Raw genomic sequence first — 21,880 nt, forward strand, 5'->3', positions numbered from 1 at the left:
CACAGACGTTTCAGGAGACTCGCACAACGGCCCAACGGTTGCTCTGTTGCGCAGATCAGAGGTCCCGTCAGACCGTCGCGCGGGCCCGCGGCCTCAGCCGAACATGCCCGGCCGGTAGCCGCCCGCCGGCTGCTGGACGACGACGTTGAGGCGGTTGTAGGCGTTGATCAGGGCGATCAGGGAGACGAGGGCGGCGAGCTGGTCCTCGTCGTAGTGCTTGGCCGCGTTCTCCCAGGCCGCGTCCGTGACGCCGCCCGCCGCGTCGGCGATACGGGTGCCCTGCTCGGTCAGCTCCAGGGCGGCGCGCTCGGCCTCGGTGAAGACCGTGGCCTCCCGCCAGGCCGCGACCAGGTACAGGCGCTGGGCGGTCTCACCGGCGTGGGCCGCGTCCTTGCTGTGCATGTCGGTGCAGAAGCCGCAGCCGTTGATCTGGCTGGCGCGGAGCTTCACCAGCTCCTGGGTCGCCGCCGGCAGGGTGGAGTCGGCGATCACCTTGCCGGCCGAGTTGATGTACCGGGTGAACTTGCCGGCGACAGGGTTGGCGAAGAGGTTGAGGCGCGCGTCCATGGTGTCTCCTCGTGAGCTTGCTCTCGGCTGGTTACACCTCTCTGACGGAGCGCCCCGGACGAGTGTGACCGGCCAGGATGTGACCTGCGTCACATCCTGGCCGGTCGTGGGGGTCTACGGCGCGTTGACCAGGTCGTACGGCGGGACCTTCACCGTACGGTGGCCGGGCGTGCCGCCCAGGACGACCTTGCGGTACGAGATGTTGTTGTTGACGTTGGTCTCCTTCAGGCGCTTGGCCGGGTTGGCGACCACCTGGATGTAGTACGTCCCGTTGGCCAGGTCGGTGATGTCGAAGGACTGGCCCGGACGGTACTGGGTGTAGGTGTCACCGGAGCCGACGTCGAGGACCTCGCGGACGGAGATGGAGCTCTTCTGGCCGCAGGCCGTCGACAGGTCGGTGTTGTACGGGTGCCAGTTGGCGTTCTTCACCGTGTAGTCGACCGCGTCGGTGTTGGCGAGGCAGAACGCCTCCTTGCCGCTCTTGACGATGTCGGTCTTGTCGGCGGAGAGCAGGTGGTAGCTGGCGAAGTCGGTGAAGTGCCAGTGCTCGTGGCCGATCCGCGGGTCCCACTCCATGGTGCCGGCGGGGGCGTAGCCGATCTGCTTGCCCCTGGCGTCGTAGAAGTACTGGTACGAGTCCATCAGGTCGGCGCCCGGCTTGCGGAAGCCGTCCACGACGAGCGGCGCGGGGCCGGCGTTCCAGACGTTGGCGCTGAAGGCGAGGTAGTCGCGGCCGGCGGCGTCGCCGTCCTCGCCGTCGGTGATCGCGATGTCCCAGGCGGGCAGCGAGCGCAGGTCCGGCTTGGGCGCGTTGGCGGGGACCGCCGCACGACCGCTCGGCCGCTTGCTGTTGGCCTTGAGCGCGGGCGCGATGCGCGAGCCGTCGGTGTGCCCGGAGCCGTCGCCGAGGTGGTGGGCGAGACCGCGGTCCTCGAGGGCGTGGGAGAGCGCGGAGGGCACGGGCGCGTCGGCGCCGCGCGGGCCGTAGTGGTGCCCGGCGCCCATGTCCATCCCGGCCATCGCGCCGTGGTCCATGCCCGCCATGTCGTGCGACATGGCCGAGGAGCCGCGGGTGAGCCCGGCCCCGCCGCCCTCGCCGCCGCCCTCGCTGATCTGGCGGACGGTCACCTTGATGGTCGGCGTGTCGTTGGGGATGCCGAACAGGTCCCGGTACTTCTTCGCGATCGACACCTTGGCGGTGTACTCGCCGGGCGCCAGGTCCACCGGGTGGTCGTAGTCCTGGGTGGTGGTGTTGGCGGCCCAGCCCTTCTCCACGCCCCACACCGAGCCGAGGGTCCACGGGTTGGTGGGGCAGCTCTCCGGGTAGTGCGAGGTGGCGGGCGCGTCGGGGCGCAGCCGTCCGGAGGCGTTGTTCGGACAGAAGGTGCTCTTGATCTTCTTCACCTCCGTCCCGGCACTGTTCTTGACGGAGATCTCCAGGAAGTCGGGCAGTCCCTGGAAGTCCTTGACGAGCCCGGCGGGCAGTTTCTTCGTCGTCACCTGCGAGCCGTTGCGCAGGATCTGCTGCACGACGACCGGGTCCTTGTACGACTTGCGCGTGGTCTTGAACTCCAGCGGCGCCTTGTCGACGGTCAGATAGGTGCCGAGGTCGAAGTCGAGCTGGAAGCCCCCGTCCCACTCGTACCGGTCGAGCGTCACGGCGCTCGACGCGGCGATCAGCTTCAGCTTCGGCTTCCCTGCCGTGCTCTGCGGCGCGGCACCGGCGCCGGGGGCGGCCCCGGCGACGGCGACGACGGTGAGCGCGGCCCCCGCGGCGAACGCGCCGCGCTTGAGGCCCTTGCGGTGTTGCGATCTGGTCATCGGTTCCTCGTCTGCGAGTGCCATGGTCACTGGCATCGGACAGGCCAGCCCACACCCCGGCCATCACCCGCGGGCACACCCCACGCACCCGCCGACCGGAAACTGTGAGCACCCTGTGAGAGAGGTAAAACCCCTGCCAGGGTTGCCTGTTGAAGAGGAAACCTGAAAATCAACCGGCCGCCGCGGACTCCCCCGACACGGTACGGCGCGGAGCCGGCTGCTCCAGATGCACCAGGACCGCGCCGTGGAACCGCTGCACGGCTTCGTCGACGCTGCGGATGAAGCCCGACTCCGCGTTGCCCCGGCTGCCGCCCATGCCCTTGAGCAGGGTGAGCCGGAAGCCGGTGATCCGTGCCCCGTTCTTCGGCAGCAGGTCGGCCGGTTCGGGGCGGAGCCGCTCCAGGGTGCCTCGCGGTCCTCCCGTGCCGTCCTCGACCAGGGTCTCCACATGGAGATCCGCCGGTGCCTCCGCCAGCCGTCGCACGAGCCGTTTGGCCCAGGTCAGCGGGTAGCCCTGCTCGGGTGCGGGGATCTCCACGGACGTCCGCAGCCGGCCGGTGCGCAGATCGGCGCCCACCGCGAGGACGCCGGGCGCCCCCTCGATGCGCAGCTCCGCCCGCAGTCGGCCGTCGGCGCACAGTTCGTCGGCCATACGGGCCCGTCGCTCCCCGGGATCGGTGCCGCGCCGGGTGCGCTGGACGGGCAGCACCTTCTGGCCGAGCTCGCCGCCGAGCCCCAGGCACACCTGCCGGACGAGCCGCTCCCAGCTCTCCACGACCTCCAGGGCACGCGGGTCGCCCTGGCAGAGGGTCTCGTCCTCGACGCCCTTGCGTACGGGGACCCAGGCGGCACCCATGTTCTGGAAGCCGTGACAGCCGGAGTTGTCGTGCTGGAGATAGTGCAGGAGTTCCTGGAGCAGCCAGGCGTGAGCGCTGTTGCCGACGCCCTCGTGCCGGATCAGCAGCTGTGCCTGGTGGGTGACCTCGGCCCAGGAGAGGTGGCGCAGCGCCACCTTGTGCTTGCGGCGTCCGTCGATCTTCACGTCGACCAGCGGGCTGCCTTCGAGGGCGACGTCGTTGGAGAGGGTGATCACGGCCTCGTAGCCGCGCCGCGCGGCGATGTCCATGTAGGCCTGCACCTGCTCGGGCCGTAGGGGATTGCCGTTCGTCTTCGTCTCGACGAGCGCGGTCCACAGTTTCCCGGCCCGTTCGACCCGGATGACGCCGTCGGGGCGGCGCGGGGTGTCACCGTGCGGCAGGGACACCTCGGTGAAGGTCTCCATACGGCCGGCCGGTGCCCCGTAGGCCGCGGTGAGCCTGCGCCCGAACTCCGGGACCTGTGCCATCACGGACAGCAGGACCGAGGTGGCCCGTGTCTCGCGGTCCCGGTCGCTCTTGAGCGCGGAGACCGGGAAGAGCCGGGCGTCCTTCCAGGACTCGTTCTCGGCGAGGGACTTCTTCGGCGCCCTCGGGAGGGTGACCTTCTTCTTGGCGGTGCGGGGCCGGGTGCCGGCCCGGGCCCGCCCGGTGTCGTCCCCGGCCGGACGCGGCGCGGGCACGGCCGGCAGGGCGTCGGCGGCCGGGGCCTGTTCGACGGCGGGTACGGGGACAGCGGTTACGGGGACGGCGGCCCGGTCGATGCCGTCGACCCTGCCGGCCCCGTCGGTCTCCTCGGTCTCGTCCGGGTCGGTGTCCGCGCCCGTCTGGTCGGAGGCGTCGTCCTCGATGTCGACGCCGAAGTCGGTGGCGAGCCCGGCCAGTCCGGTGTCGTAGCCCTGGCCGATGGCCCGGAACTTCCACTCCTGCCCGCGCCGGTACAGCTCACCGAAGAGGAAGGCGCTCACCGCGCCCGCGTCGTCGATCGCGAACCGCAGCAGTTCCTCGCCGGTCCCGTCGGCCAACGTGAGGCGCAGGTCGTCCAGTTCACCGAAGCCGGCGCCCTCGTACCGGCTGGCCGCGACCACGATCCGGTCCACGTCGGCCGGGATCGCCGTCAGGTCGAAGCCGATGCGGTCCTCGTTGCCCTCCCCCGCGGGCGCCTTGCCGAGGAGCTGCACGCTCCCGTCCGGCGCGACCGGATGGTTGTAGAAGTAGAAGTCGGCGTCACTGCGCACCTTGCCGTTCGCGTCGAGCAGCAGAACCGACACGTCCGCGTCGCCCTCGCCGGTCGGACTGGCCCACCCGAGGCTCACGACCACCGCGTCGACGTTCTCGCTCAGCGTCGCCAACCCCACGTTGGCGCCCTTGACCATCTCGTACACAAGCCCCCCTACGGCCCCCACCGATGTGACCCGCGACACACGTCACGCGCGGTGAGACTCTAGTGCCATGAGGGGCGAGATCGGGGCGATCCGCCGGATACAGGGGCCGCCGCCTGCTCGTAGCATCGCCGCATGGCTGAGTGGAGGACGCGGCAGGCGACCGTGGTGGACGTGGAGGCCGTCGCCGAGGTGCGGGCGGTGGCGATGCGGGGGGATCTGGAGCGGCTCGGGCGGTACGACGAGCACCGGGTGCGGCAGCGGCTGCGGGACGCCTGGGTGCCAGGGAACACTCTGGTCGTCGAGGAGGCCGACGGCACGGTGGTGGGGTGTGTGGCGCTGCGGCCGGCCGGGGACGCGGACTGGCTGGAGCACTTCTACCTCGACCCGCGGGTGCAGGGGCGGGGCATCGGGACCGCTCTGCTGGAGCGGTTGCTGGCGGACGCCGACCGCGCCGGGCGGCGGGTGCGGCTGGATGTGCTCCGGGGCAGCGCCGCCCGGCGGCTGTACGAGCGGCACGGTTTCGTGTGCGAGCGGGAGGACGGCGTGGATGTCTTCCTGGTGAGGGAACCGCGTCCCCGGTACGGGTGGTTCGCGGGTGGTTCCGGATTGCCGGTGGGGGGCGGGCGGTCATCCTGAACCGGTGCCGCCGTCACCGATCCGCAGAAGTTCTCACCCTCGTCCCGGAACGCGTCCTCGTGGCCTTCGGCCCTTCCTGACGCTCCTTCTGGTCGCCCTCGTGCTGCTCGCCGGGCCCGCGTGCGTCCGTGACGGGGAGTGGGCGGGGGTGCCCGACGGGAAGCCGGCCGACGGGCCCCCGCCCTCGCCCTTCGGGGCGTACGTCGGGTACGGCTCGGACGGCGTGCGGCGGGTCTCCGAGCTGGACGGCTGGCTGGGGCCGGCCACGCCCCGGGTCGGGCACGCCTATCTGGCGGGGGACCACTGGGGCCATATCGAGGGGGAGCCCGGCGATCTCCACCACTGGGCGCAGTGGCGCCGGGCCCGCGCGGACCGGCTGTTCGTGCTGAACGTGCCGATGCTGGACCGCGCGGAGGCGCATCTTCCCGACCGCACGGTGCGCAGGCTGCTGCGCCACGGGGCGGACGGCGCGTACGACGGACACTTCCGCACGCTGGCCCGGCGGCTGGTCTCGCTCGGGATCCCGGACACCGTGCTGGTGGTGGGCTGGGAGATGAACGGGATCACCTACACCCACCGCTGCGGTCCCGATCCCGAGGCGTGGAAGGCGTTCTGGGTGCGGATCGTGGAGACCATGCGGTCGGTGCAGGGGCAACGGTTCCGGTTCGAGTTCGCGCCGAACCGGGGGCGGGACGCCGTCCCGTGGCCCTCCTGCTACCCGGGCGACCGGTACGTCGACGTGATCGGCATGGACGCCTACGACCAGCCGCACGGCATGTCCTTCGACGAGCAGGTCCACGAGCCGTACGGCCTCACCGAGCACGTGCGGTTCGCGCGGGCGCACCACAAGGCGTTCTCGTACCCGGAGTGGGGGCTGTTCCGCAACGGCGACAACCCGGCGTACGTCCGGGGCATGCTGACCTGGTTCGCGCGGCAGCGGCCGCTGTACCAGACGATCAGCGACTACTGTCCGCACGGCGTGTGGCTGTGTCCGGCGAATCCGAGGTCGTCGCAGGTGTACCGCAGGCTGATGGCGGAGCCGTTCGACTGAAATCCGGCAGGTGTCCGGCGGCGCGCCCCGGCCCGAGCCCTGCATCGGTCCGATGATCACACAATGCGACGAGAACATTCCCTCGCTACGGCGACCGCCGTGCTGTCGGCTCTCCTGGTCCTGCTCACCGCCGTACCGTCGGGCGCCGGAAGCGGCCCCGGCGACGGCCGCGGCGGCGACCGCAGCGGCGGTCGCGGCGGCGGCGACCCGGTCGCCGTGGACCCCTCCGGCCGCGACGGCCACTGCCCCGTCGCCCGGCGCGGCCGGGAGCCCCACCACCGCACCGGCGGCCCCTGGACCGCGCCGACCCGCGGCTACTGGCTCTCGGCCGGGTACGCGGCCAAGGGCGACCGCTGGGCCCACCGCCACACCGGCCAGGACTTCGCGGTGCCCACCGACACCCCCGTCTACTCCGTCGGACCGGGCACCGTCCAGGCCACCACCTGCGGCGACGGCTTCGGCAACCAGGTCGTCGTCCGCCACCCCGGCGGTGTCTTCACCCAGTACGCGCACCTCTCCCGGATCGACGTCCGCCTCGGCGACCGTGTCTTCCCCGGCACCCGGCTCGGCCTCTCCGGCGCCACCGGCAACGTCACCGGCCCCCATCTGCACTTCGAGGTGCGCACGACCCCGTACCTCGGCTCGTCGGTACCGCCGCTGCCCTGGCTGCGGAAGAAGGACGTACGGCTCGGCGGCTGACCGGTGGGACGGCACGTCCGTCCCGCGGGCGGCCCGACGGCCGCCACCCGGCAGGTGGAACGCCGTGGACAGCGGCCGCGCCCCCGGCCCATGCTCCGGGCATGATCCGAGCCGCCACCGTCCACGACGTCCCCGAGATCCGCGCCCTGATCCGCGAACTCGCCGCCTACGAGAAGGCCGAGCACGAGGCCCGCGCCACCGAGGAACAGCTCCGGGAGGCCCTGTTCGGGGAACGTCCCGCCGCGCACGTCCTGATCGCCGAGGACGACGCCACCGGCGCGGCCGTGGGGTTCGCCCTGTGGTTCCCGCGGTTCTCGACCTGGACCGGCACCCGCGCCATGCACCTGGAGGACCTCTACGTCCGTCCGCACGCGCGCGGCGCCGGTCACGGGATCGCCCTGCTCGCCGCCCTCGCGGCGACCTGCGTCCGCGAGGGCTGGGAGCGTTTCGAGTGGTGGGTGCTGGCCTGGAACGAGCCGACTGTCGACTTCTACACCTCGCTCGGGGTGGAGTTCCTCGACGAGTGGCGGGTCTGCCGGCTCACCGGGGAACCGCTGGCGGCTCTCGCGGCCCGCTGAGTCCGACGCGCGCCACCCCTGGTGGGGGCTGCCCCGCCGACCAGGGGCAGCCCCGCGTACCGCCGGGGGCGGGTCCGGTGCCGGACACCTGCCATGACAGCGCCGACCGAGGGTTCGGCCTGCCGGCCCCCGGCCCGTCCCGGCCCCGGGCGGCACCACCAGGCTGCCCCGCCCACCGCGCTCCCCGCACACGGGTACGCCGAAGATCGGTACACCTACCCCGCAGGAGACCGCGGACGTTCTACTTACGTACGCCTACGGGCCCGTCACCGTCGCCGGGATCTCGGTACGGGAGGTGATGCCCAGCTTGGCCAGGATGTGCTCGACATGGGCGTCCACCGTGCGCTTGGAGATGACCAGGCGCTCGGCGATCTCCCGGTTGGACAGCCCCCGGGCGACCAGCGCGGCGACCTCCCGCTCGCGGCGGGTGAGGGAGTCGGCGGGACGGAGGGGACCGCGCGGAGCGGGCGGCCGTACGGGCGCCGCGGGACCCTGCGGAACCTCCGCGTCCGCGCGGACCGCCTCCAGCACCTCCTGCCCCGACATCCGCGCCCCCGTCTCCCGCCACCGCTCGAACGCCTCCGGGCCGAGCGCCGCCCGCACCGCCCGCTGCACCTCCTCCTGCTCCTCGACCAGCCGGGGCAGCAGCGCCACCGGATCCCCGCTCAGCCGGCGCGCGTTCTCCGCGTACCCGAGCAGCCAGCAGGCGCGGACGTGCCGGCCGCCCCGGGCCGCGTGCCAGGCCAGGCCCAGCGCGGCCAGCGCCGCCACCAGCACCTCCCCGATCTCGCTCACCGCCTCCAGGCCCCGCCGCAGACACGCCTCCCCCTCGGCGTCCGCACCGGCCAGCATGTGGATGACGCCCTTCGTCGTCACCGTCGACGCGTACAGCTGCCGCTCGCCCCACTCCTCCAGATGGGCGAGGCCCGTCGCGCACAGCTCCAGCGCGCCCGCCGGGTCGCCGAACACGGCCCGCAGCAGGGCCGCCTCGTAGTGCACGACCCCGATCCCCAGCCGGTCGCCCGAGGCGATGATCCGCAGCCTGGCCGACTCCACCTCGGCGAGCCCCCGCTCCACCGCCCCGCCGAAGGCCGTCATCGCCCCGAGGTACGCCTGCGCCGACAGCTCCACCCGCGACTCCCCCACCCGGCGCGCCACCTCGTACGCCCGCGGGAAACGCTCCAGCGCCGTCGGGAGATCCGCCGTCCACACCCCGAAGATCCCGGTCATCAGCAGCGCCCAGGCCCGCTCGGGACAGTCCTCCGTGACCGGCTCCAGCGCCTTGTCGATCCAGTGCCGGCCCTCCGACAGGGTGCCCGCCGCCCGCCAGTACGGCCCGAGCCGCGTCGCCAGCCACAGCGCCTCCACCGCCCGCCCCGGCCGTCCGCACCCGTACTCCAGGGCGGCCCGCACATCGGCGATCTCCTCCCGCACCGCCCGGTGCAGCGCGACCTGCGCCGGACTGACGAACTCGTCCCAGAACCGCGCCACCAGCCGCTCGTAGTGCGCGAAGTGCCGCTCCCGTACGGCGTCGGCGGCGCCCTCCGCCCCGGCCGGGCACCCGGCGCCGTACTCCCGGATGGTGTCCAGCAGCCGGTAGCGGCCGCCGTCCTCCCCGATGCGCTGCACCACGGACTTGTCGACCAGTCCGACCAGCGCGCCCACCACCTCCGCCCGCGGTAACTCCCCGCCCCCGCAGACCGCCTCGGCCGCCGACAGCTCGAAGGAGCCCGCGAACACCGACAGCCGCGCCCACAGCAGCCGCTCCTCGGGGGTGCACAGGTCGTAGGACCAGTCGATGGCCGTCCGCAGGGTCTGGTGCCGGGTCAGCGCGGTACGGCGGCCCCCGGTCAGCACCTCGAACCGCCGGCCCAGCCGCGCCACCAGGTCGGCGAGCGGCACCGCGCGCAGCCGGACGGCGGCCAGTTCCAGAGCGAGCGGCATGCCGTCGAGGCGGTCGACGAGGGCGAGCGTGCGATGCCGGTCCTCCTCGCCCAGGGTGGCGACGGCACCGGCCCGCAGCAGAAAGAGCTCCAGCGCGTCGTCCCTGCTCAGCGGCGCGATCGGGACGCAGTGCTCGCCGGGCACGTCGAGCGGCTGACGGCTGGTGGCCAGCACCGTCAGCCCGGGCGCCTCCCGCAGCAGGATGTCGCAGAGCATCGCGCAGGCGTCGACCAGATGCTCACAGGTGTCCAGCACCAGCAGCATCCGCCGCTCCCGCAGATGCTCCACCACCGCGTCCAGCGGGGTCATCCCCGGCTGCTCGGGCAGCTCCAGCACCCCGGCCAGGGTGGCCGGCACCAGCTCCGGGTCGTGCAGCGCGGACAGCTCCACCAGCCAGACGCCGTCCGCGAACCGCGCCGCCGAGGCCCCGGCCGCCCTGAGCGCCGTGCGGCTCTTGCCGACACCGCCCGGCCCGACCAGCGTGACCAGCCGGAAGCGCCCCACCGCGTCCTTGATCAGGGCGAGTTCCTCCGCCCTGCCCACGAAACTGGTGATCTCCACGGGGAGTTGCCCGCCGCGCCGCTGTCCGAAGCCGAATCCCATGCCACTCCCGCACACGCTCTCCACCGATCCGCCAATCGACCATCACAGCGTAAGCACATGATCGCCGAGCGTGAGGGGTGCGTAGGTGTCACCGGGGAGGACGACGGGCCTCGAAAATCCGCGCGAGGGATGACGGCCGTGGCGGACACTGCAGATGCCACTCACGGGGGAGGGGGAGCGGGATTGGGCGGACGACGCTATGTCGCCCGCGGCGTTCCGGGCGGCTACCGCATCTGGGACAACCGGCGCCGGGGCCACTGGGGCGACTTCTACGAGCTGTGCCCGGACGAGCTGCTGGCCGCGCTGAACGCGGGCGCCGAGCAGGCGCGGATCGTGGAGCTGATGCGCCGGTACAAGAAGGCGCGACGCTGACCCGGGCGCCGTCCCCGTGCTCCCGCGCCATCCGTCCGGGTGACCCGGCATGCGCGCCGGCCCGGCCACCCCTTCACTGGAAGGAGTCCCGGGCAGACACCCGCGGGAGACCCCAGGAGGCAAGATGCCGCGCACCAAGGGCGTGCTGCTGACGGCGGTGGCGGTCTGCTGCGCCGCCGTCCTGACCGGCTGCTCGGACGACAACACCCCCTCGTCGGTGTCGTCCGCCGCGAGCAAGGCCGCCAGCATCGCCGCCTCCGCGGCGGAGTCGCTGGGCGCCGAGGCGACGGCGGCCGCCTCCTCCCTGGCCTCCGAGGCGGCGTCGGCGTTCGCGTCGGCCACGGCCGAGGCGAACAAGAAGCTGGACGAGATCAAGAACGGCGTCGACGTGAAGTCCGACGCGAAGCTCGGCACGCCCGGCACCGACCAGGGCCGCGCCACGGTCGACGTCACCGTGACCAACACCGCCGACTCCTCGAAGTCCTTCGCCGTCCAGGTCGACTTCACCGACAGCAGCGGCAACCGCCTCGACACGGTCGTGGTCACCGTCTCCGACGTGGCCGCGGGCGGCACCGGCACGGCGACGGCCCGCAGCAACCGGGACCTGTCCGGCACGGTGAAGGCGCAGGTGGCGCGCGCGGTGCGGTACTGAGACGCCGTCAGGCTCCCGGCGTGCGGCCTGCCGCGCCGGGGCGCAGAATAAGAAGCATGGGACTCGTCGGCCTGCGTGCGTCACGCGGCCCCGGCTCCGGGTCCCCTCGCTGGGGACTCGCGGCCCATCACCCCGTTGTACCAGCCCTCTTCTGAGGAGGGACCCCCATGCGCCCCACACGCCACGTCTGCGGCATCCTGCCGCCGTTCGTCCTGGAGAAACTGACCGAGTCCGACGATCCGCACGTCCGGGAGGCCGCGCAGAACACGCTGGCCGTCGACGCCGACTTCCGGCAGAACCGGATCGAGACGCCCAGTCTGGTCTCCCCCGCCGCGCCCACCGAGTTCGTCCTGGACCGGACGCTGTACGACACCCACCACACCCTCGCGCTCCCCGGCGACCTGGTCCGCCGGGAGGGCGGCGACCCGTCCCTGGACGGCACGGTCAACCGTGCGTACGAGAGCCTCGGTCTGACCTTCGGGCTCTACAAGGAGGCCTACGGCCGGCACTCGATCGACGACGCCAATCTGCCGCTGGACGCCACGGTCCACTACCGTCGCCGTTTCAACAACGCCTTCTGGGACGGCGAGCGGATGGTCTTCGGCGACGGAGACGCCGTCGTGTTCAACGACTTCACCATCTCGGTCGACATCATCGGCCACGAACTCACCCACGGCGTCACGCAGTACACCGCCGGTCTCGTCTACCGCGGCCAGTCCGGCGCGCTCAACGAGTCGGTCTCGGACGTCTTCGGCTCGCTGGTCAAGCAGTACGACCGGCACCAGACCGCGGACCAGGCCGACTGGCTGATCGGCGCGGGTCTGTTCACCCCGCAGGTGCGGGGACAGGCGCTGCGGTCGATGAAGGAACCGGGGACCGGGTTCGACGACCCGATGCTGGGCGGCAAGGACCCGCAGCCCAGCCATATGACCCACTACGTCGAGGGCGACGCCGACAACGGCGGGGTGCACATCAACTCCGGTATCCCGAACCACGCCTTCTATCTGACCGCGGTCGCCATCGGCGGCTTCGCCTGGGAGCGGGCGGGACGCATCTGGTACGAGACGCTCACCTCCGGGGGGCTCTCCGAGAACTGCGACTTCCAGGAGTTCGCGCAGGCGACCAAGGACACGGCCGAGCGGCTCTACGGCACCCGGCTGGAGTTGGACTCGGTGGTCAAGGCCTGGTCCGACGTCGGTCTGAGCGTCCACTGAACCGGGGACGCCATGCACATCCGGCTGCTCAGGAGCGGGGGACTGCTCGGTGTGTCCCGCCGGGCCGAGGCGGACACCGCCGCCCGGCCGGACGGGGCGGCGCTCGAAGGGCTCGCGTACGAGGTCCTCGCCGCGGCGGACGAGCCGCCCCCGTCCGGGCCCGGCGTGCCCGACGCCAGCCACTACACGCTGACCGTGGACGACCGACCGCCGGTGGAGTTCACCGACCCCGGGCTGACCGATGCCCAACTCCAGCTGGTCGAAAGGGTATTGGGGGAGGGGTACTGAGGTGGAGGCATGACGCGGGGCGGGTACGGATCGAGTAGGGCACCCCTCGGCCGTTGAGTACGCGTACTCAGGAGCGGGCGTCCGGCTTCCCGCAGGCTGGTTCCACAAGCCGACCTGAGGGAGTCCGTCGTGAGTCGTACGTCCACCGCCCGCCGCCGTGTCCGCCGTGGCCCGGGCGTCGCCCTGGTGACCGCCGCCGCTGCCGGGCTGCTGACCGCGTGCTCGCTCTCGTACGAGGAGGCGCAGTGCAGCGACGGCGAGTACCCGGTCCTCGCCGTCAACAACAGCGGCAGCCAGTGCCTGAAGAACGGCGAGGAGCCGCCGGAGGGCTTTGCCCGCTACCCGGAGGGCAAGGTCCCGCAGCACGTCGGCGACAAGTGGGACGAGTACTGGATGACCCACACCCTCGACGAGAACGGGAAGATCGTCCCGCTCCCCTAGGAGCCTGATGAAGATCTTGCTCCGGCCGCGCGATTTCAAGATCTTCAGGACGCTTCCAGGGCCAGCCGTTTGGATCAGGTCGGCTGGGCCGACGCACCTGCTCGCCCGCACGAGGGGATCTCTTGACCGGGATTGACGCTTCGTTGACCAGTTCTCTGCACAGTCCGGGGCAGATCGCGGGCGAGAACTGACGGAGGCCCCGCCTAGATTCGCTTCATGTCCATGCCACAGCCGAGGCGGGCCGCCACCCTCCCCGTCCTGCCCTACCGCAAGCCCACCAGGGGCCGCGACTACTGGGTCCTGGACGACGTCCTCCCCGAGGAGGGCGTCGCCGCGATCCGTGAGCGGTGCCTGGCCCGGGACGACTGGGTCCAGGGACACCCGTACACCTCCGAGAGCTGGCCGGGACTGCGGACCATGCCCGCGCTGGAGCCCGCCGAACTCGCCCGGGTGGAGCGGCGGGTGCGCGAGGCCACCGGGGCGCAGCGGCTGTGGGTGCAGCAGGCGCCCGGCGGCGGCACCCTCAACCACAACTGCGTCCAGGTCGTCGGCGAGGGCGAGAGCACCCCCCGGCCGCACTCGGACTCGCGCGCACTGTGCCGGTACGCGGCCGTGCTGTACCTCAACCCGGGGGTGCCGAAGGACTGCGGGACCAGCTTCTACCGGCAGTCGCTGCCGGGCGGACGGCTCGGCGGCAATGTCGTGCAGGCCCCGCACAACAACCTCGTCGAGGCGCTCGGCACCCGGTTCGTCGCCCCGGACGCCTTCGAGGAGGACGTACGGGTCCCGCACCGCGCGGGCCGGCTGCTGCTCTACCACGCCAACCTCGTGCACAGCGCGACCGGTTACTGCGGTACGACGCTGGAGGAGAAGCGGATGACCGCGGTCTTCTTCTGGATGGCGTGAGCCGGTCGTTCCCCTACGGGCCTCAGCGGACCACCGCGAGGGCGGGGTCGGCGCCGGCCAGCCGGCGGACGCCCGCCGCCGTGCACACCACGGCGTCCCCGAGCCGCACCCCGAGCCGGCCGGGCAGCAGGACCCCCGCCGCGACCTGGACGCACATGCCGGGCGAGAGCAGCCGGGTGGCGCCCGGGGCCAGGTACGGCGGCTCGTACGGGGTGACGCCGAGACCGTGACCGGTGGCCGGGAGGGCGTCGCCGCCGTGCCCGGCGTCCGCGAGGACCGCGCGCGCCGCCCGGTCGGGTTCCGCGCACGGTGCCCCGGGGAGCATCACCGCCAGGGCCGCCTCCCGGGCCGTACGGACGATCTCGTGCAGCCGGCGCAGCCGGTCGGGCGGTTCACCGACGTGGACGGTGCGGGTCAGGGCGGAGGCGTAGCCGTCGCGGCGGCCGCCGAGGTCCAGGACGACCGTGTCGCCGGGTTCGACGCGGTGGTCGCCCGGCCGGTGGTCCGGGTCCGCGCCGTGGCCCGCGGCGGCGACCCGGGCCCGGTCCACCCGGTCGTGGCCGTGGGCGCGCAGGAGGCCCGCGAGGTCGGCGGCCAGTTCCGACTCACGGCGGCCGCTGAACCGTACGCCGAGGACGGCCTCGTACGCGGCGTCCGCGGCGGCGGCCGCCGCGGCCAGGCGGGCCGTCTCCTCCTCGTCCTTGACCGCGCGGAACAGGGGGAGGGCGGTGGACAGCGGCCGGTAGGTGGTGAGGGGCAGCGCCTCCTCCAGGCCGAGGAGGTGGACGGACCAGGTGGCGTCGCTGATGCCGTAGTGGCCGTGCGGGAGGAGCAGTCCGGCCGCGGCGGCGTACGGGTCCTGGCCGTCGGCCCAGGCGGTGAGCCGGACGGCACCGGCGGCGGGGCCCGCCGAGGCGTCGGTGAGGTCCCGGGCGGGGACCAGGAGGCGGGGTTCGGCCTCCGGGGCCAGCACGAGCAGCGTGAGCCGGTCCGGGGCGGCACCCGGCAGGTGCCCGCACAGCCGCCCCAGATCGGGGCCCGGGGTCACGAGAACCCCGGTGAGCCGAGCGGCGGCGGCCTCCCCGGCGGCCCACCGCAGCCGCCGGACGTACACCTCGGACGGGAAGGGAGTGCACGCGTACTCCTGCGACGCACCGCACCCCGACCCGGGCGCCGACTCGTTCCGGTCTTCCGGGGCGGGGCGGTGGGGCGGGTCGTGGGGGGCGCGCTTCATGGGTCCATTCGACCCGGTGGGAGGTGCGGAGGGCGGGTGGGGAGGGCCGTACGGGTGCAGGGTGGCCCGGTCAGGCGGTCGGGGTGACCTCGTCGCCCAGCGCCACCCGTCCCGGGCGCCGCACCGCGAAGTACGCGCCGAAGACGACCCCGCCGCCGTCCGCCCGGCGGTAGTCGGCGAGGGTGCGCAGCGGCTCGGGGCCCGCGCGGCGGCCGGTGGACTGGTCCACCAGGGTGACGGCGCAGCGGACCGTGAGCTCGGTGAGGGCCAGTTCGGTGCCGGCGACGGTGAGGCGGGGGGTGTCGTCCTCGGTGTGGGGGGTGGGCCAGCCGTCGACGACGAGGTTGGGGCGGAACCGGCTCATGGGCAGCGGCGCGGCGCCACGGGCGGCGATGCGCCGGTTGAGGGCGTCGAGGCTGGCGCGGGAGACGACGTGCAGCCGGGAGGCGCTGCCCGCACGGGCGCGGACCAGCCGGCTCGGGCGGCCCAGGAACCGGGTCAGCCAGGCGTCCGCGCCGGGGCCGGGGCCGGTCACCGTGAGCGGCTCGGCGTCCGGGGCGCGGAGCGTCAGCCCGTCGTCCCGCACCTCCGGGACGATCACCGCGAGCCGGGGGTCCGCACCCTGCCGGCGCAGGTCGCCCCGGTCGTCCGCGACCGCCCAGACCCGGTCGCCGAGCAGCCCCTCCGGCGTCACCGCCGCCTCCGTCAGGGCGACTCCCGCGCACCCCTTCACCGGGTAGTACGTGATCCCGACGACGTTCGCCCGCATCGGCTCCCCCTCGCGACGTCCCCGCTCGGACGGCGGTTTCTGTCGGTAACTCACACAGGAGCAAAGATTTTACGAACGCCATAGAGTCGCGGCGGCTCTTCCTGCGTACTCCAGTGCGTCCGACCCCGCCGGAGTCCTACCGACGGCGGACCCCCGACCGGGCAGGAGGAACGGTGCAACTCTCGCGGAACGCGATGGGAACTCTTTTCGTGGGCGGCGCCCTGACACTGACGCTCGGCGCCCTCGCCTACCCCTCGATGCTGGGGTTGGACACGGTGTCGACGTCCACCGACAGAGTCATCGCGAACACCCAGTGGGGCCCTCTGACCGAGGGCGACCGTGACTTCGTGGTGAAGGTGCGGGCCGCCGGTCTCTGGGAGTACCCGCTGGGCCAGATCGGTCTGCAGAAGGGCACGAGCAAGGCCGTCCTCACCGCGAGCGAGCACCTCGTCGACGGCCACGCCGCCCTGGACACGACCGTGCGCAAGATCGCGCCGATGCTGAACGTCACCCTGCCCAACGTGGCGAGCCCCCAGCAGGAGGGCTTCGTGACGCAGCTGAAAGGCGAGACCGGCGCGCAGTTCGACACCGACTTCGCCAACATCCTGCGCATGACGCACGGTTCCATCTTCAACACCATCGCCAAGATCCGGTCGACGACGAAGAACTCCCTGGTGCGTGCTCTGGCCGACCAGGCGAACAACACCGTCCTCGACCACATCACGGTGATGGAGAAGACCGGTCTGGTCGACTTCGACTCGACGATCTTCCAGCAGACCACCCCGCCCAAGCTGCCCAAGACGGACCTGACCCCGCCCCCGCCGGCCGCCGGCGCGCCCATGGTCGTCCTCACCCCGCCGCCGAACGCCACGTCCACCCCGGTGGACATCGACGGCATCGCGGGCGGCGCGGCCAACGGCAACGGGGGTGCGGCCAACAACAACGGCGGCGCCGTCAACGGCAACGGCGCCGCCGCGAACGCGGGTACCGGGGGCTAGTGCCGTGACCGGAAAGGTTTGCCGGGAAGCTCGCGGCGTCCGGTGCGGTGCATCGCAAGGCGGAGCGTCGCCCGCGTACTGGATGTACTCGGGTGATGCGACAACGCGGCGAGGTGCCGTGCCGGGCGCCGCGAGCCGGTGAACCTTTCCGGTCACGGCACTAGGGAGCGTATTGCGTTGTGATCATTAGGTGGTCCGGGTGAGCTCTCTGAGCCAGATCATCGAGCCGCGGAGGTGAAGGCCGGCGAGGTAGCTGGCGGGTGTCTTGTCGTACCGCGTAGCGATGCCTCGCCAGGCCTTGAGCTTGTTGATCAGCCGCTCGACGGTGTTCCGCTCCTTGTAGAGATCAGCGTCGTGGCTGACGGGTCGGCCGCCTCTGGAGCCCTTCTTCTGCCGGTTGGCGGCCTGGTCCCTCTTCTCCGGGACGACCGCCTTGATACGGCGTTTACGCAGGTGGGCGCGGTTGCCGCGGGACGAGTACGCCTTGTCCCCGGCGACTGCGCCCGGCCGGGTGCGGGGGCGGCCGGCAGGCCCACGCACCCGCACCTTCCCCAGCACGGGGATGAACTGCGGGCTGTCGGCGGCCTGGCCCGCGGTCAGGATGAAGGCCAGCGGGCGGCACTTCCGGTCGCCGGCGACATGGATCTTGCTGGTCTGCCCACCCCGGGAGCGTCCGAGGAGGGCGGCCTTCAGCCGGAGTTTGTGCCGACGCCGGATGCGCTGTCGCTCTTCCCGCTCGGGGTTGCTTTCGTTCCCCTGCCCGGTTTGTTCGTCGCAGTCACCCCCTTTGACCTGGCCTTCTCCGCTTCGGTGGCAGCCTTCTCCAAAGCGATGAGGACCTCCTCCTCCAGGTGCATGCCGGCCGCGTCGTGGTGGGCCCGGGCGGTGGTGGAGTCGATGCTGACCAGGGACAGGTCCACCTCACCGCGCTTCGCGGCTTCCGCGATCAGGCCCTCCAGCAGGGCCTCGAAGACTCCGGCATCACGCCACTGCCGGAAACGGTTGTGGACGGTCGACCAGGCGCCGAACTCTGTCGGCATCTCCCGCCACTGGCCGCCCGCCTTGAACCGCCAGATCACGCCCTCGAACTGCTGCCGCAGCCGCTCGGGGTACGGGCCGTACTCGCCAATCGGCAGGTACGGCTCGATGAACTCCCACTCCGCATCCGTCAGTTGCACGCGAGTCATCCAAGAAGGTCTACCAGTCCAGGCCCCGCCCCACGGACAGAACGAAGATTGATCACGACCCAATACGCTCCCTAGAAGCGCACCGTGGTGTCCGGTGGCAGTGGGTTCGGCGCGGTGCCGTCGGGCAGCGGTGTGCTGTTCAGCAGCCGGTGGGCCTCGGCGGCCGGCGCGTCGAAGTCGGCCAGCGTGCCCAGGCGGGGATCGACGTCCCGGTGGTCCTCGACGTCGTAGCCTCCGTCGGCGAGTTCGGAGGGGTGGAAGGGGCTGAGCCAGAGGGCGTCCACGCCGAGGGCGGCGAGACGGGACAGCCTTCCGGTGATGCCCCTCAGGTCCCCGAGGCCGTCGCCGTCGGCGTCGGCGAAACTGCGCGGGTACACCTGGTAGACGACTGCCTGGCGCCACCAGTCCGGACTGCGGGCGGAGAAGTCGGTCACGAACGGAAGTCTGTCCAGCTTGCCGGGAAAGCGAACCCTCGGACGGTCCGGAGGGGAACGTTCCGCACGTGATTGATTCGTGATGGAAACTTGAACTGGCTTGTGTTTATCCCAGGTTGACAGCGATCTGGCAGGCGAACGACGATGGTCGGACACTGTGGCGCCTGTGACCTGAGGGCCGCCCGTGTCTTCTGACCCCTGATTTGACCAATCAGCCCTGGCATTGCCCTGGCATGCGCCAAGTCCGGCAGCGCCAAGAAATGGATACGCATGTCCATAGCGAGACGTGTCACCGTGCGCCGCCTGCTGGGGACGGGCGCAGCCACCCTCACCCTCTGCGCCGCCTCCGTGGCAGCCGCCTCCGGCGCGTTCGCCGACTCGGGCCCCGGCGGCGACGGCTGGAAGTCGGGCGGGCACTACCAGCCCGGCACCGGCGCGGGCACCGAGACGGGGACCGACCGCTGCCAGTTCTCGCTCGACGGCAAGAACTTCTTCGACTCGGTGCGCGTCGACGACCAGAACCTCAAGCCGACCCAGGACGGCAAGATCCACATCTCCGTCCGCACGGCGGGCGACGCGAGCACCTGCACCGCCTCCCTGGCCTCCTACCTCGCCCACGGCGCCACCTTCGGCACCTCCGGTGAGCAGGTCTTCGTCGACTTCGACACCGTGACGGTCAAGCCCGGCCAGACCGACACCCTCGACATCGCCGTCCCCGACGCGGGCTGCTACGCCCAGATCGACCTCTACCGCGGCGCGGTGAAGTTCGACGGCAAGCTCGACGCGCAGGACGGCTTCGTCCACGGCGACCTGCCCAAGGGCCCGGACCGCCCGGTCATCAAGGACAAGCTGATCGCGGCCTGGAACGGCGGCACGAAGGACTGCACGTCCACCGAGCAGCCCCCGTCCTCCCCCTCCCCGTCGGCCCCGGCCGGAGGCGGCGGCTCCTCGCCGTCTCCGTCGGCGTCCGAGTCGACCCCCGCCGACGAGTCGTCCGAGAGCGCGTCCCCCTCGCCCTCCGCCTCGGAGTCCACCTCGACCGAGTCGGCCACGCCGACCCCGTCCGCCTCCGAGTCGACCCCGGTCACGGGCGGCGGCACCGGCGGCGGCGACCTCGCCGAGACCGGCGCCAGCAGCAACACCCCGCTCATCGCGGGCGGAGCCGCCGCGCTCCTGGCCGGCGGCGCCGCGATCGTGGTGGCCACCCGCCGCCGCAAGGCGACCCGCGCCTGACGCCGGCTTCCCCGGCTGTTCGGGCCTGCCCGGCTTCTCCGGTACGTCCGCCCCGCCGCCCCCGAGGCCGCGGGGCGGACGTGCGTCTCCGTGCGGCTCTACGTAGATCCACCGATGTGCCGACGCGACCGCCCGGGCGAGGATGCACGCACCACGCACCACGCGCCTCCCCGGCCGGAGCGAAAGGACGTCCGCGTCGATGTTCCCCTGGATCATGTGGTCGGCCGTCGTCCTGGCGCCGTTCGTCATCGGCGGGACCCTCGCGTTCCGTACCGCGCGCCGGGCGCGCAGATCGGACCGCGCGATGGGCGTCCTCGCCGGACGCCCCGGCTGGAGCCGGCTCGGACGGGGCGCGGACGGAGCGGAATGGGCAGGGTACGCGGGCCACTTCCCGTGGCTGCTGCGCACCCGGCACGGCACCGGGGCGAGCGGCCCGCTCGGCGGGCACCGGGTCACCGTCGCCCGGCGCTGGGAGCCCTCGGGGCGCCGGGACGTACGGCACTGGCTGATCGTGTGCTTCGAGGCACCCGGTGACCGACCCACCCTGCGCCTCGAACGCGGCTGGAGCGCGGCAAAGCTCGGCCTGCGCGCCCCCGAGGGCGTCCCGTACGTGCCGGTGAGCGAGCACGCCATGGACACGGCCGAGCGGTTCTACGCCTCCGACCTGCCCCAGCGCCTGATCCGGTTCGCGGGCCCCGCGGTCTCGGTCGCGGCGGACGGCGTCTGCTTCGTCCACCCGATGCCCGACGTACGGGACATGGACCGGCTGCTGACGGAACTGGCCGCCCTGATCCCGGACCTCGTCGCCCTCGCCGGGGCCACCGGCGCTCAGGAGGCACAGGACCCGCTCTAGTCCGCCCGGCCGCGTCCCACGGTCTCCAGATACAGCCGCACGTACCGCTCGACGTCCACGTCCAGCCCCACGTCCACCAGGGCCCGTTCCCGTACCCCGTGGTGGGTCTCGGACTCTCCGTGGCGGGGGCGGCGGTCGACGATCGTCTGGCCCCGGGTCGGGCCCGGGGCCAGGGAGACCTCCACCGGGAGCGGGCGGGTGGTGAGACCGGACGGGTCCACCACCGCGCAGACCGCGCCCGCGTCACCGAGGCCCCCGGCCGACTCGTCGGCGCCCGCCTCCGGCGCGGAGGGGCGGTGGGCGAGCAGTTCACCCGCGAGGCGCGTGCCCGGTTCGGTGCTCGCGCGCAGCCGCCGTACGTCCTCCCCCGGGACCACCACCCGCTGGAACACGTCCAGCCCGTACATCGTGATCGGGACGCCGACGGTCAGCAGGATCGCGGCCGCCTCCGGGTCGTGCCACACGTTGAACTCCGCGACCGGGGTGGCGTTCCCGACGGCGACCGCGCCGCCCATGAACACGATCCGTTCGAGGTTGCGCGTCACCTCGGGATGGGTGCGCAGCAACAGCGCGATGTTCGTCAGGGGCGCGGTGGGGATCAGCGTGACCGGGCGGGGCGAGGCGAGGATCTCGCGGCGCAGCAGTGTCACCGCGTCCACGTCGACCGCCCGGCGGGCCGGGGCGGGCAGGCCGGCGATGTCGCCCATGCCGTCCTTGCCGTGCACGGTCGCCGAGCGGGCGGGCTCGATCAGGGGGCGCTCGGCGCCGCGCGCCACCGGGACGTCCCCGGCGCCCGCCACGTCCAGCACCGTCAGGGTGTTGCGGACCACGCCGTCGACGTCCGTGTTCCCGGCGACACAGGTCACCGCCCGCAGGTCCAGCCCCGGGTGCCGTACGGCGAACAGCAGGGCGAGGGCGTCGTCGACCCCCGTGTCGCAGTCGATGATCACGGGGAGGGGCTGCTGATCGCGATCGGCCATCCGGCGACTCCTTCGGATCCTGCGGAACAACCTCGACCGGCTCGGTCCCGCCCGACCCTACGCGGTCTCCGGGAACCGGGTGCGCCCGGTGACGGCGGCCGGATTCCACCGCGCGCAGCAACGCGCGTACCCCGTACGGCCCGCCGCGCTGGTCGGTCCG

At 72.6% G+C, this 21,880-nt stretch carries 20 protein-coding genes and 2 pseudogenes; 13 read left to right on the forward strand and 9 right to left on the reverse strand.

All coding sequences use genetic code 11. The features are described 5' to 3' along the window. Positions 1-93: 93 nt before the first annotated feature. The 3 genes from U5640_RS22205 to U5640_RS22215 form a co-directional block, all read right to left on the reverse strand. Complete coding sequence (locus tag U5640_RS22205) at positions 94-567, reverse strand: carboxymuconolactone decarboxylase family protein (RefSeq protein WP_340377517.1); 474 nt, start codon at positions 565-567, stop codon at positions 94-96. Positions 568-681: 114 nt separating this feature from the next. Then, positions 682-2,388 carry a lysyl oxidase family protein gene (locus tag U5640_RS22210; protein ID WP_340377518.1) on the reverse strand — a complete coding sequence of 569 codons (1,707 nt, stop codon included), beginning with the start codon at positions 2,386-2,388 and terminating at the stop codon, positions 682-684. Positions 2,389-2,557: 169 nt separating this feature from the next. Beyond that, complete coding sequence (locus tag U5640_RS22215) at positions 2,558-4,639, reverse strand: TerD family protein (RefSeq protein WP_340385255.1); 2,082 nt, start codon at positions 4,637-4,639, stop codon at positions 2,558-2,560. Positions 4,640-4,780: 141 nt separating this feature from the next. Between U5640_RS22215 and U5640_RS22220 the strand changes: the two genes are divergently transcribed. From U5640_RS22220 to U5640_RS22235, 4 genes are all read left to right on the forward strand, one after another. Further along, positions 4,781-5,284: a GNAT family N-acetyltransferase gene (locus U5640_RS22220; RefSeq protein ID WP_340377519.1), complete on the forward strand. Its 504-nt coding sequence runs from the start codon at positions 4,781-4,783 to the stop codon at positions 5,282-5,284. Between the two features lie 148 nt (positions 5,285-5,432). Next, positions 5,433-6,335 carry a glycosyl hydrolase gene (locus tag U5640_RS22225; RefSeq protein WP_340377520.1) on the forward strand — a complete coding sequence of 301 codons (903 nt, stop codon included), beginning with the start codon at positions 5,433-5,435 and terminating at the stop codon, positions 6,333-6,335. Between the two features lie 63 nt (positions 6,336-6,398). Continuing rightward, the gene (locus tag U5640_RS22230; protein WP_340377521.1) at positions 6,399-7,034 is read left to right on the forward strand and encodes a M23 family metallopeptidase; all 636 of its coding nucleotides are present in this window, start codon (positions 6,399-6,401) and stop codon (positions 7,032-7,034) included. A 101-nt stretch (positions 7,035-7,135) separates the two neighbouring features. Next, on the forward strand, positions 7,136-7,612 hold the full coding sequence (locus tag U5640_RS22235) for a GNAT family N-acetyltransferase (protein WP_340377522.1): 477 nt from the start codon (positions 7,136-7,138) through the stop codon (positions 7,610-7,612). 255 nt (positions 7,613-7,867) lie between these two features. Here U5640_RS22235 and U5640_RS22240 read toward each other — a convergent pair whose 3' ends face one another. Beyond that, complete coding sequence (locus tag U5640_RS22240; protein WP_340377523.1) at positions 7,868-10,159, reverse strand: LuxR C-terminal-related transcriptional regulator; 2,292 nt, start codon at positions 10,157-10,159, stop codon at positions 7,868-7,870. A gap of 183 nt (positions 10,160-10,342) precedes the next feature. On the opposite strand from U5640_RS22240, the gene U5640_RS22245 reads away from it, so the two are divergent. From U5640_RS22245 to U5640_RS22270, 6 genes are all read left to right on the forward strand, one after another. Next, complete coding sequence (locus U5640_RS22245) at positions 10,343-10,531, forward strand: hypothetical protein (protein ID WP_340377524.1); 189 nt, start codon at positions 10,343-10,345, stop codon at positions 10,529-10,531. Between the two features lie 124 nt (positions 10,532-10,655). Then, entirely contained in the window at positions 10,656-11,183 is a 528-nt protein-coding gene (locus U5640_RS22250) for an FxLYD domain-containing protein (protein WP_340377525.1), read from the forward strand. Between the two features lie 167 nt (positions 11,184-11,350). Continuing rightward, complete coding sequence (locus U5640_RS22255; RefSeq protein ID WP_340377526.1) at positions 11,351-12,397, forward strand: M4 family metallopeptidase; 1,047 nt, start codon at positions 11,351-11,353, stop codon at positions 12,395-12,397. Positions 12,398-12,409: 12 nt separating this feature from the next. Beyond that, positions 12,410-12,685 (forward strand): protealysin inhibitor emfourin, encoded by a 276-nt coding sequence (locus tag U5640_RS22260; RefSeq protein ID WP_340377527.1) that lies wholly within the window; start codon positions 12,410-12,412, stop codon positions 12,683-12,685. 129 nt (positions 12,686-12,814) lie between these two features. Next, positions 12,815-13,126, forward strand: a complete 312-nt coding sequence (locus U5640_RS22265) for a hypothetical protein (protein WP_340377528.1) — start codon at positions 12,815-12,817, stop codon at positions 13,124-13,126. Positions 13,127-13,342: 216 nt separating this feature from the next. Next, positions 13,343-14,032 (forward strand): DUF6445 family protein, encoded by a 690-nt coding sequence (locus tag U5640_RS22270; RefSeq protein WP_340377529.1) that lies wholly within the window; start codon positions 13,343-13,345, stop codon positions 14,030-14,032. Positions 14,033-14,054: 22 nt separating this feature from the next. Here U5640_RS22270 and U5640_RS22275 read toward each other — a convergent pair whose 3' ends face one another. Next, entirely contained in the window at positions 14,055-15,266 is a 1,212-nt protein-coding gene (locus U5640_RS22275; protein ID WP_340377530.1) for a Xaa-Pro peptidase family protein, read from the reverse strand. Positions 15,267-15,336: 70 nt separating this feature from the next. Then, positions 15,337-16,035, reverse strand: coding sequence for an MOSC N-terminal beta barrel domain-containing protein (locus U5640_RS22280; RefSeq protein WP_340377531.1), 699 nt, complete (start codon positions 16,033-16,035; stop codon positions 15,337-15,339). A gap of 194 nt (positions 16,036-16,229) precedes the next feature. Here U5640_RS22280 and U5640_RS22285 point away from each other — a divergent pair, with 194 nt between their 5' ends. Further along, positions 16,230-17,033: a DUF4142 domain-containing protein gene (locus U5640_RS22285; RefSeq protein ID WP_340377532.1), complete on the forward strand. Its 804-nt coding sequence runs from the start codon at positions 16,230-16,232 to the stop codon at positions 17,031-17,033. Positions 17,034-17,219: 186 nt separating this feature from the next. Here U5640_RS22285 and U5640_RS22290 read toward each other — a convergent pair. Both U5640_RS22290 and U5640_RS22295 read right to left on the reverse strand, forming a co-directional pair. After that, a pseudogene (locus U5640_RS22290) lies at positions 17,220-18,220 on the reverse strand (IS5 family transposase). A gap of 143 nt (positions 18,221-18,363) precedes the next feature. Then, positions 18,364-18,654, reverse strand: a pseudogene (locus U5640_RS22295) (alpha-amylase family glycosyl hydrolase); the annotation flags it as partial. Positions 18,655-18,924: 270 nt separating this feature from the next. Between U5640_RS22295 and U5640_RS22300 the strand changes: the two are divergent. Both U5640_RS22300 and U5640_RS22305 read left to right on the forward strand, forming a co-directional pair. Continuing rightward, positions 18,925-19,887 (forward strand): LAETG motif-containing sortase-dependent surface protein, encoded by a 963-nt coding sequence (locus U5640_RS22300; protein ID WP_340377533.1) that lies wholly within the window; start codon positions 18,925-18,927, stop codon positions 19,885-19,887. Positions 19,888-20,086: 199 nt separating this feature from the next. After that, positions 20,087-20,740 (forward strand): hypothetical protein, encoded by a 654-nt coding sequence (locus U5640_RS22305; protein ID WP_340377534.1) that lies wholly within the window; start codon positions 20,087-20,089, stop codon positions 20,738-20,740. Here U5640_RS22305 and U5640_RS22310 read toward each other — a convergent pair. After that, positions 20,737-21,720 carry a nucleoside hydrolase gene (locus tag U5640_RS22310; protein WP_340377535.1) on the reverse strand — a complete coding sequence of 328 codons (984 nt, stop codon included), beginning with the start codon at positions 21,718-21,720 and terminating at the stop codon, positions 20,737-20,739. The genes U5640_RS22305 and U5640_RS22310 overlap by 4 nt on opposite strands. Positions 21,721-21,880: the final 160 nt, after the last annotated feature.

The organism is Streptomyces sp. SS7, from assembly GCF_037993025.1.
Taxonomy (GTDB): Bacteria; Actinomycetota; Actinomycetes; order Streptomycetales; family Streptomycetaceae; genus Streptomyces.

Bases quoted from the DNA above. Each gene is read 5' to 3' on its own strand.
- U5640_RS22250 (WP_340377525.1), top strand. From the start codon at position 10,656: ATGCCGCGCACCAAGGGCGTGCTGCTGACGGCGGTGGCGGTCTGCTGC.
- U5640_RS22220 (WP_340377519.1), top strand. From the start codon at position 4,781: ATGGCTGAGTGGAGGACGCGGCAGGCGACCGTGGTGGACGTGGAGGCC.
- U5640_RS22240 (WP_340377523.1), bottom strand. From the start codon at position 10,159: ATGGGATTCGGCTTCGGACAGCGGCGCGGCGGGCAACTCCCCGTGGAG.
- U5640_RS22205 (WP_340377517.1), bottom strand. From the start codon at position 567: ATGGACGCGCGCCTCAACCTCTTCGCCAACCCTGTCGCCGGCAAGTTC.
- U5640_RS22280 (WP_340377531.1), bottom strand. From the start codon at position 16,035: ATGCGGGCGAACGTCGTCGGGATCACGTACTACCCGGTGAAGGGGTGC.
- U5640_RS22275 (WP_340377530.1), bottom strand. From the start codon at position 15,266: ATGAAGCGCGCCCCCCACGACCCGCCCCACCGCCCCGCCCCGGAAGAC.
- U5640_RS22285 (WP_340377532.1), top strand. From the start codon at position 16,230: ATGGGAACTCTTTTCGTGGGCGGCGCCCTGACACTGACGCTCGGCGCC.
- U5640_RS22270 (WP_340377529.1), top strand. From the start codon at position 13,343: ATGTCCATGCCACAGCCGAGGCGGGCCGCCACCCTCCCCGTCCTGCCC.
- U5640_RS22255 (WP_340377526.1), top strand. From the start codon at position 11,351: ATGCGCCCCACACGCCACGTCTGCGGCATCCTGCCGCCGTTCGTCCTG.
- U5640_RS22300 (WP_340377533.1), top strand. From the start codon at position 18,925: ATGTCCATAGCGAGACGTGTCACCGTGCGCCGCCTGCTGGGGACGGGC.
- U5640_RS22235 (WP_340377522.1), top strand. From the start codon at position 7,136: ATGATCCGAGCCGCCACCGTCCACGACGTCCCCGAGATCCGCGCCCTG.
- U5640_RS22305 (WP_340377534.1), top strand. From the start codon at position 20,087: ATGTTCCCCTGGATCATGTGGTCGGCCGTCGTCCTGGCGCCGTTCGTC.
- U5640_RS22260 (WP_340377527.1), top strand. From the start codon at position 12,410: ATGCACATCCGGCTGCTCAGGAGCGGGGGACTGCTCGGTGTGTCCCGC.
- U5640_RS22210 (WP_340377518.1), bottom strand. From the start codon at position 2,388: ATGACCAGATCGCAACACCGCAAGGGCCTCAAGCGCGGCGCGTTCGCC.
- U5640_RS22215 (WP_340385255.1), bottom strand. From the start codon at position 4,639: ATGGTCAAGGGCGCCAACGTGGGGTTGGCGACGCTGAGCGAGAACGTC.
- U5640_RS22230 (WP_340377521.1), top strand. From the start codon at position 6,399: ATGCGACGAGAACATTCCCTCGCTACGGCGACCGCCGTGCTGTCGGCT.
- U5640_RS22310 (WP_340377535.1), bottom strand. From the start codon at position 21,720: ATGGCCGATCGCGATCAGCAGCCCCTCCCCGTGATCATCGACTGCGAC.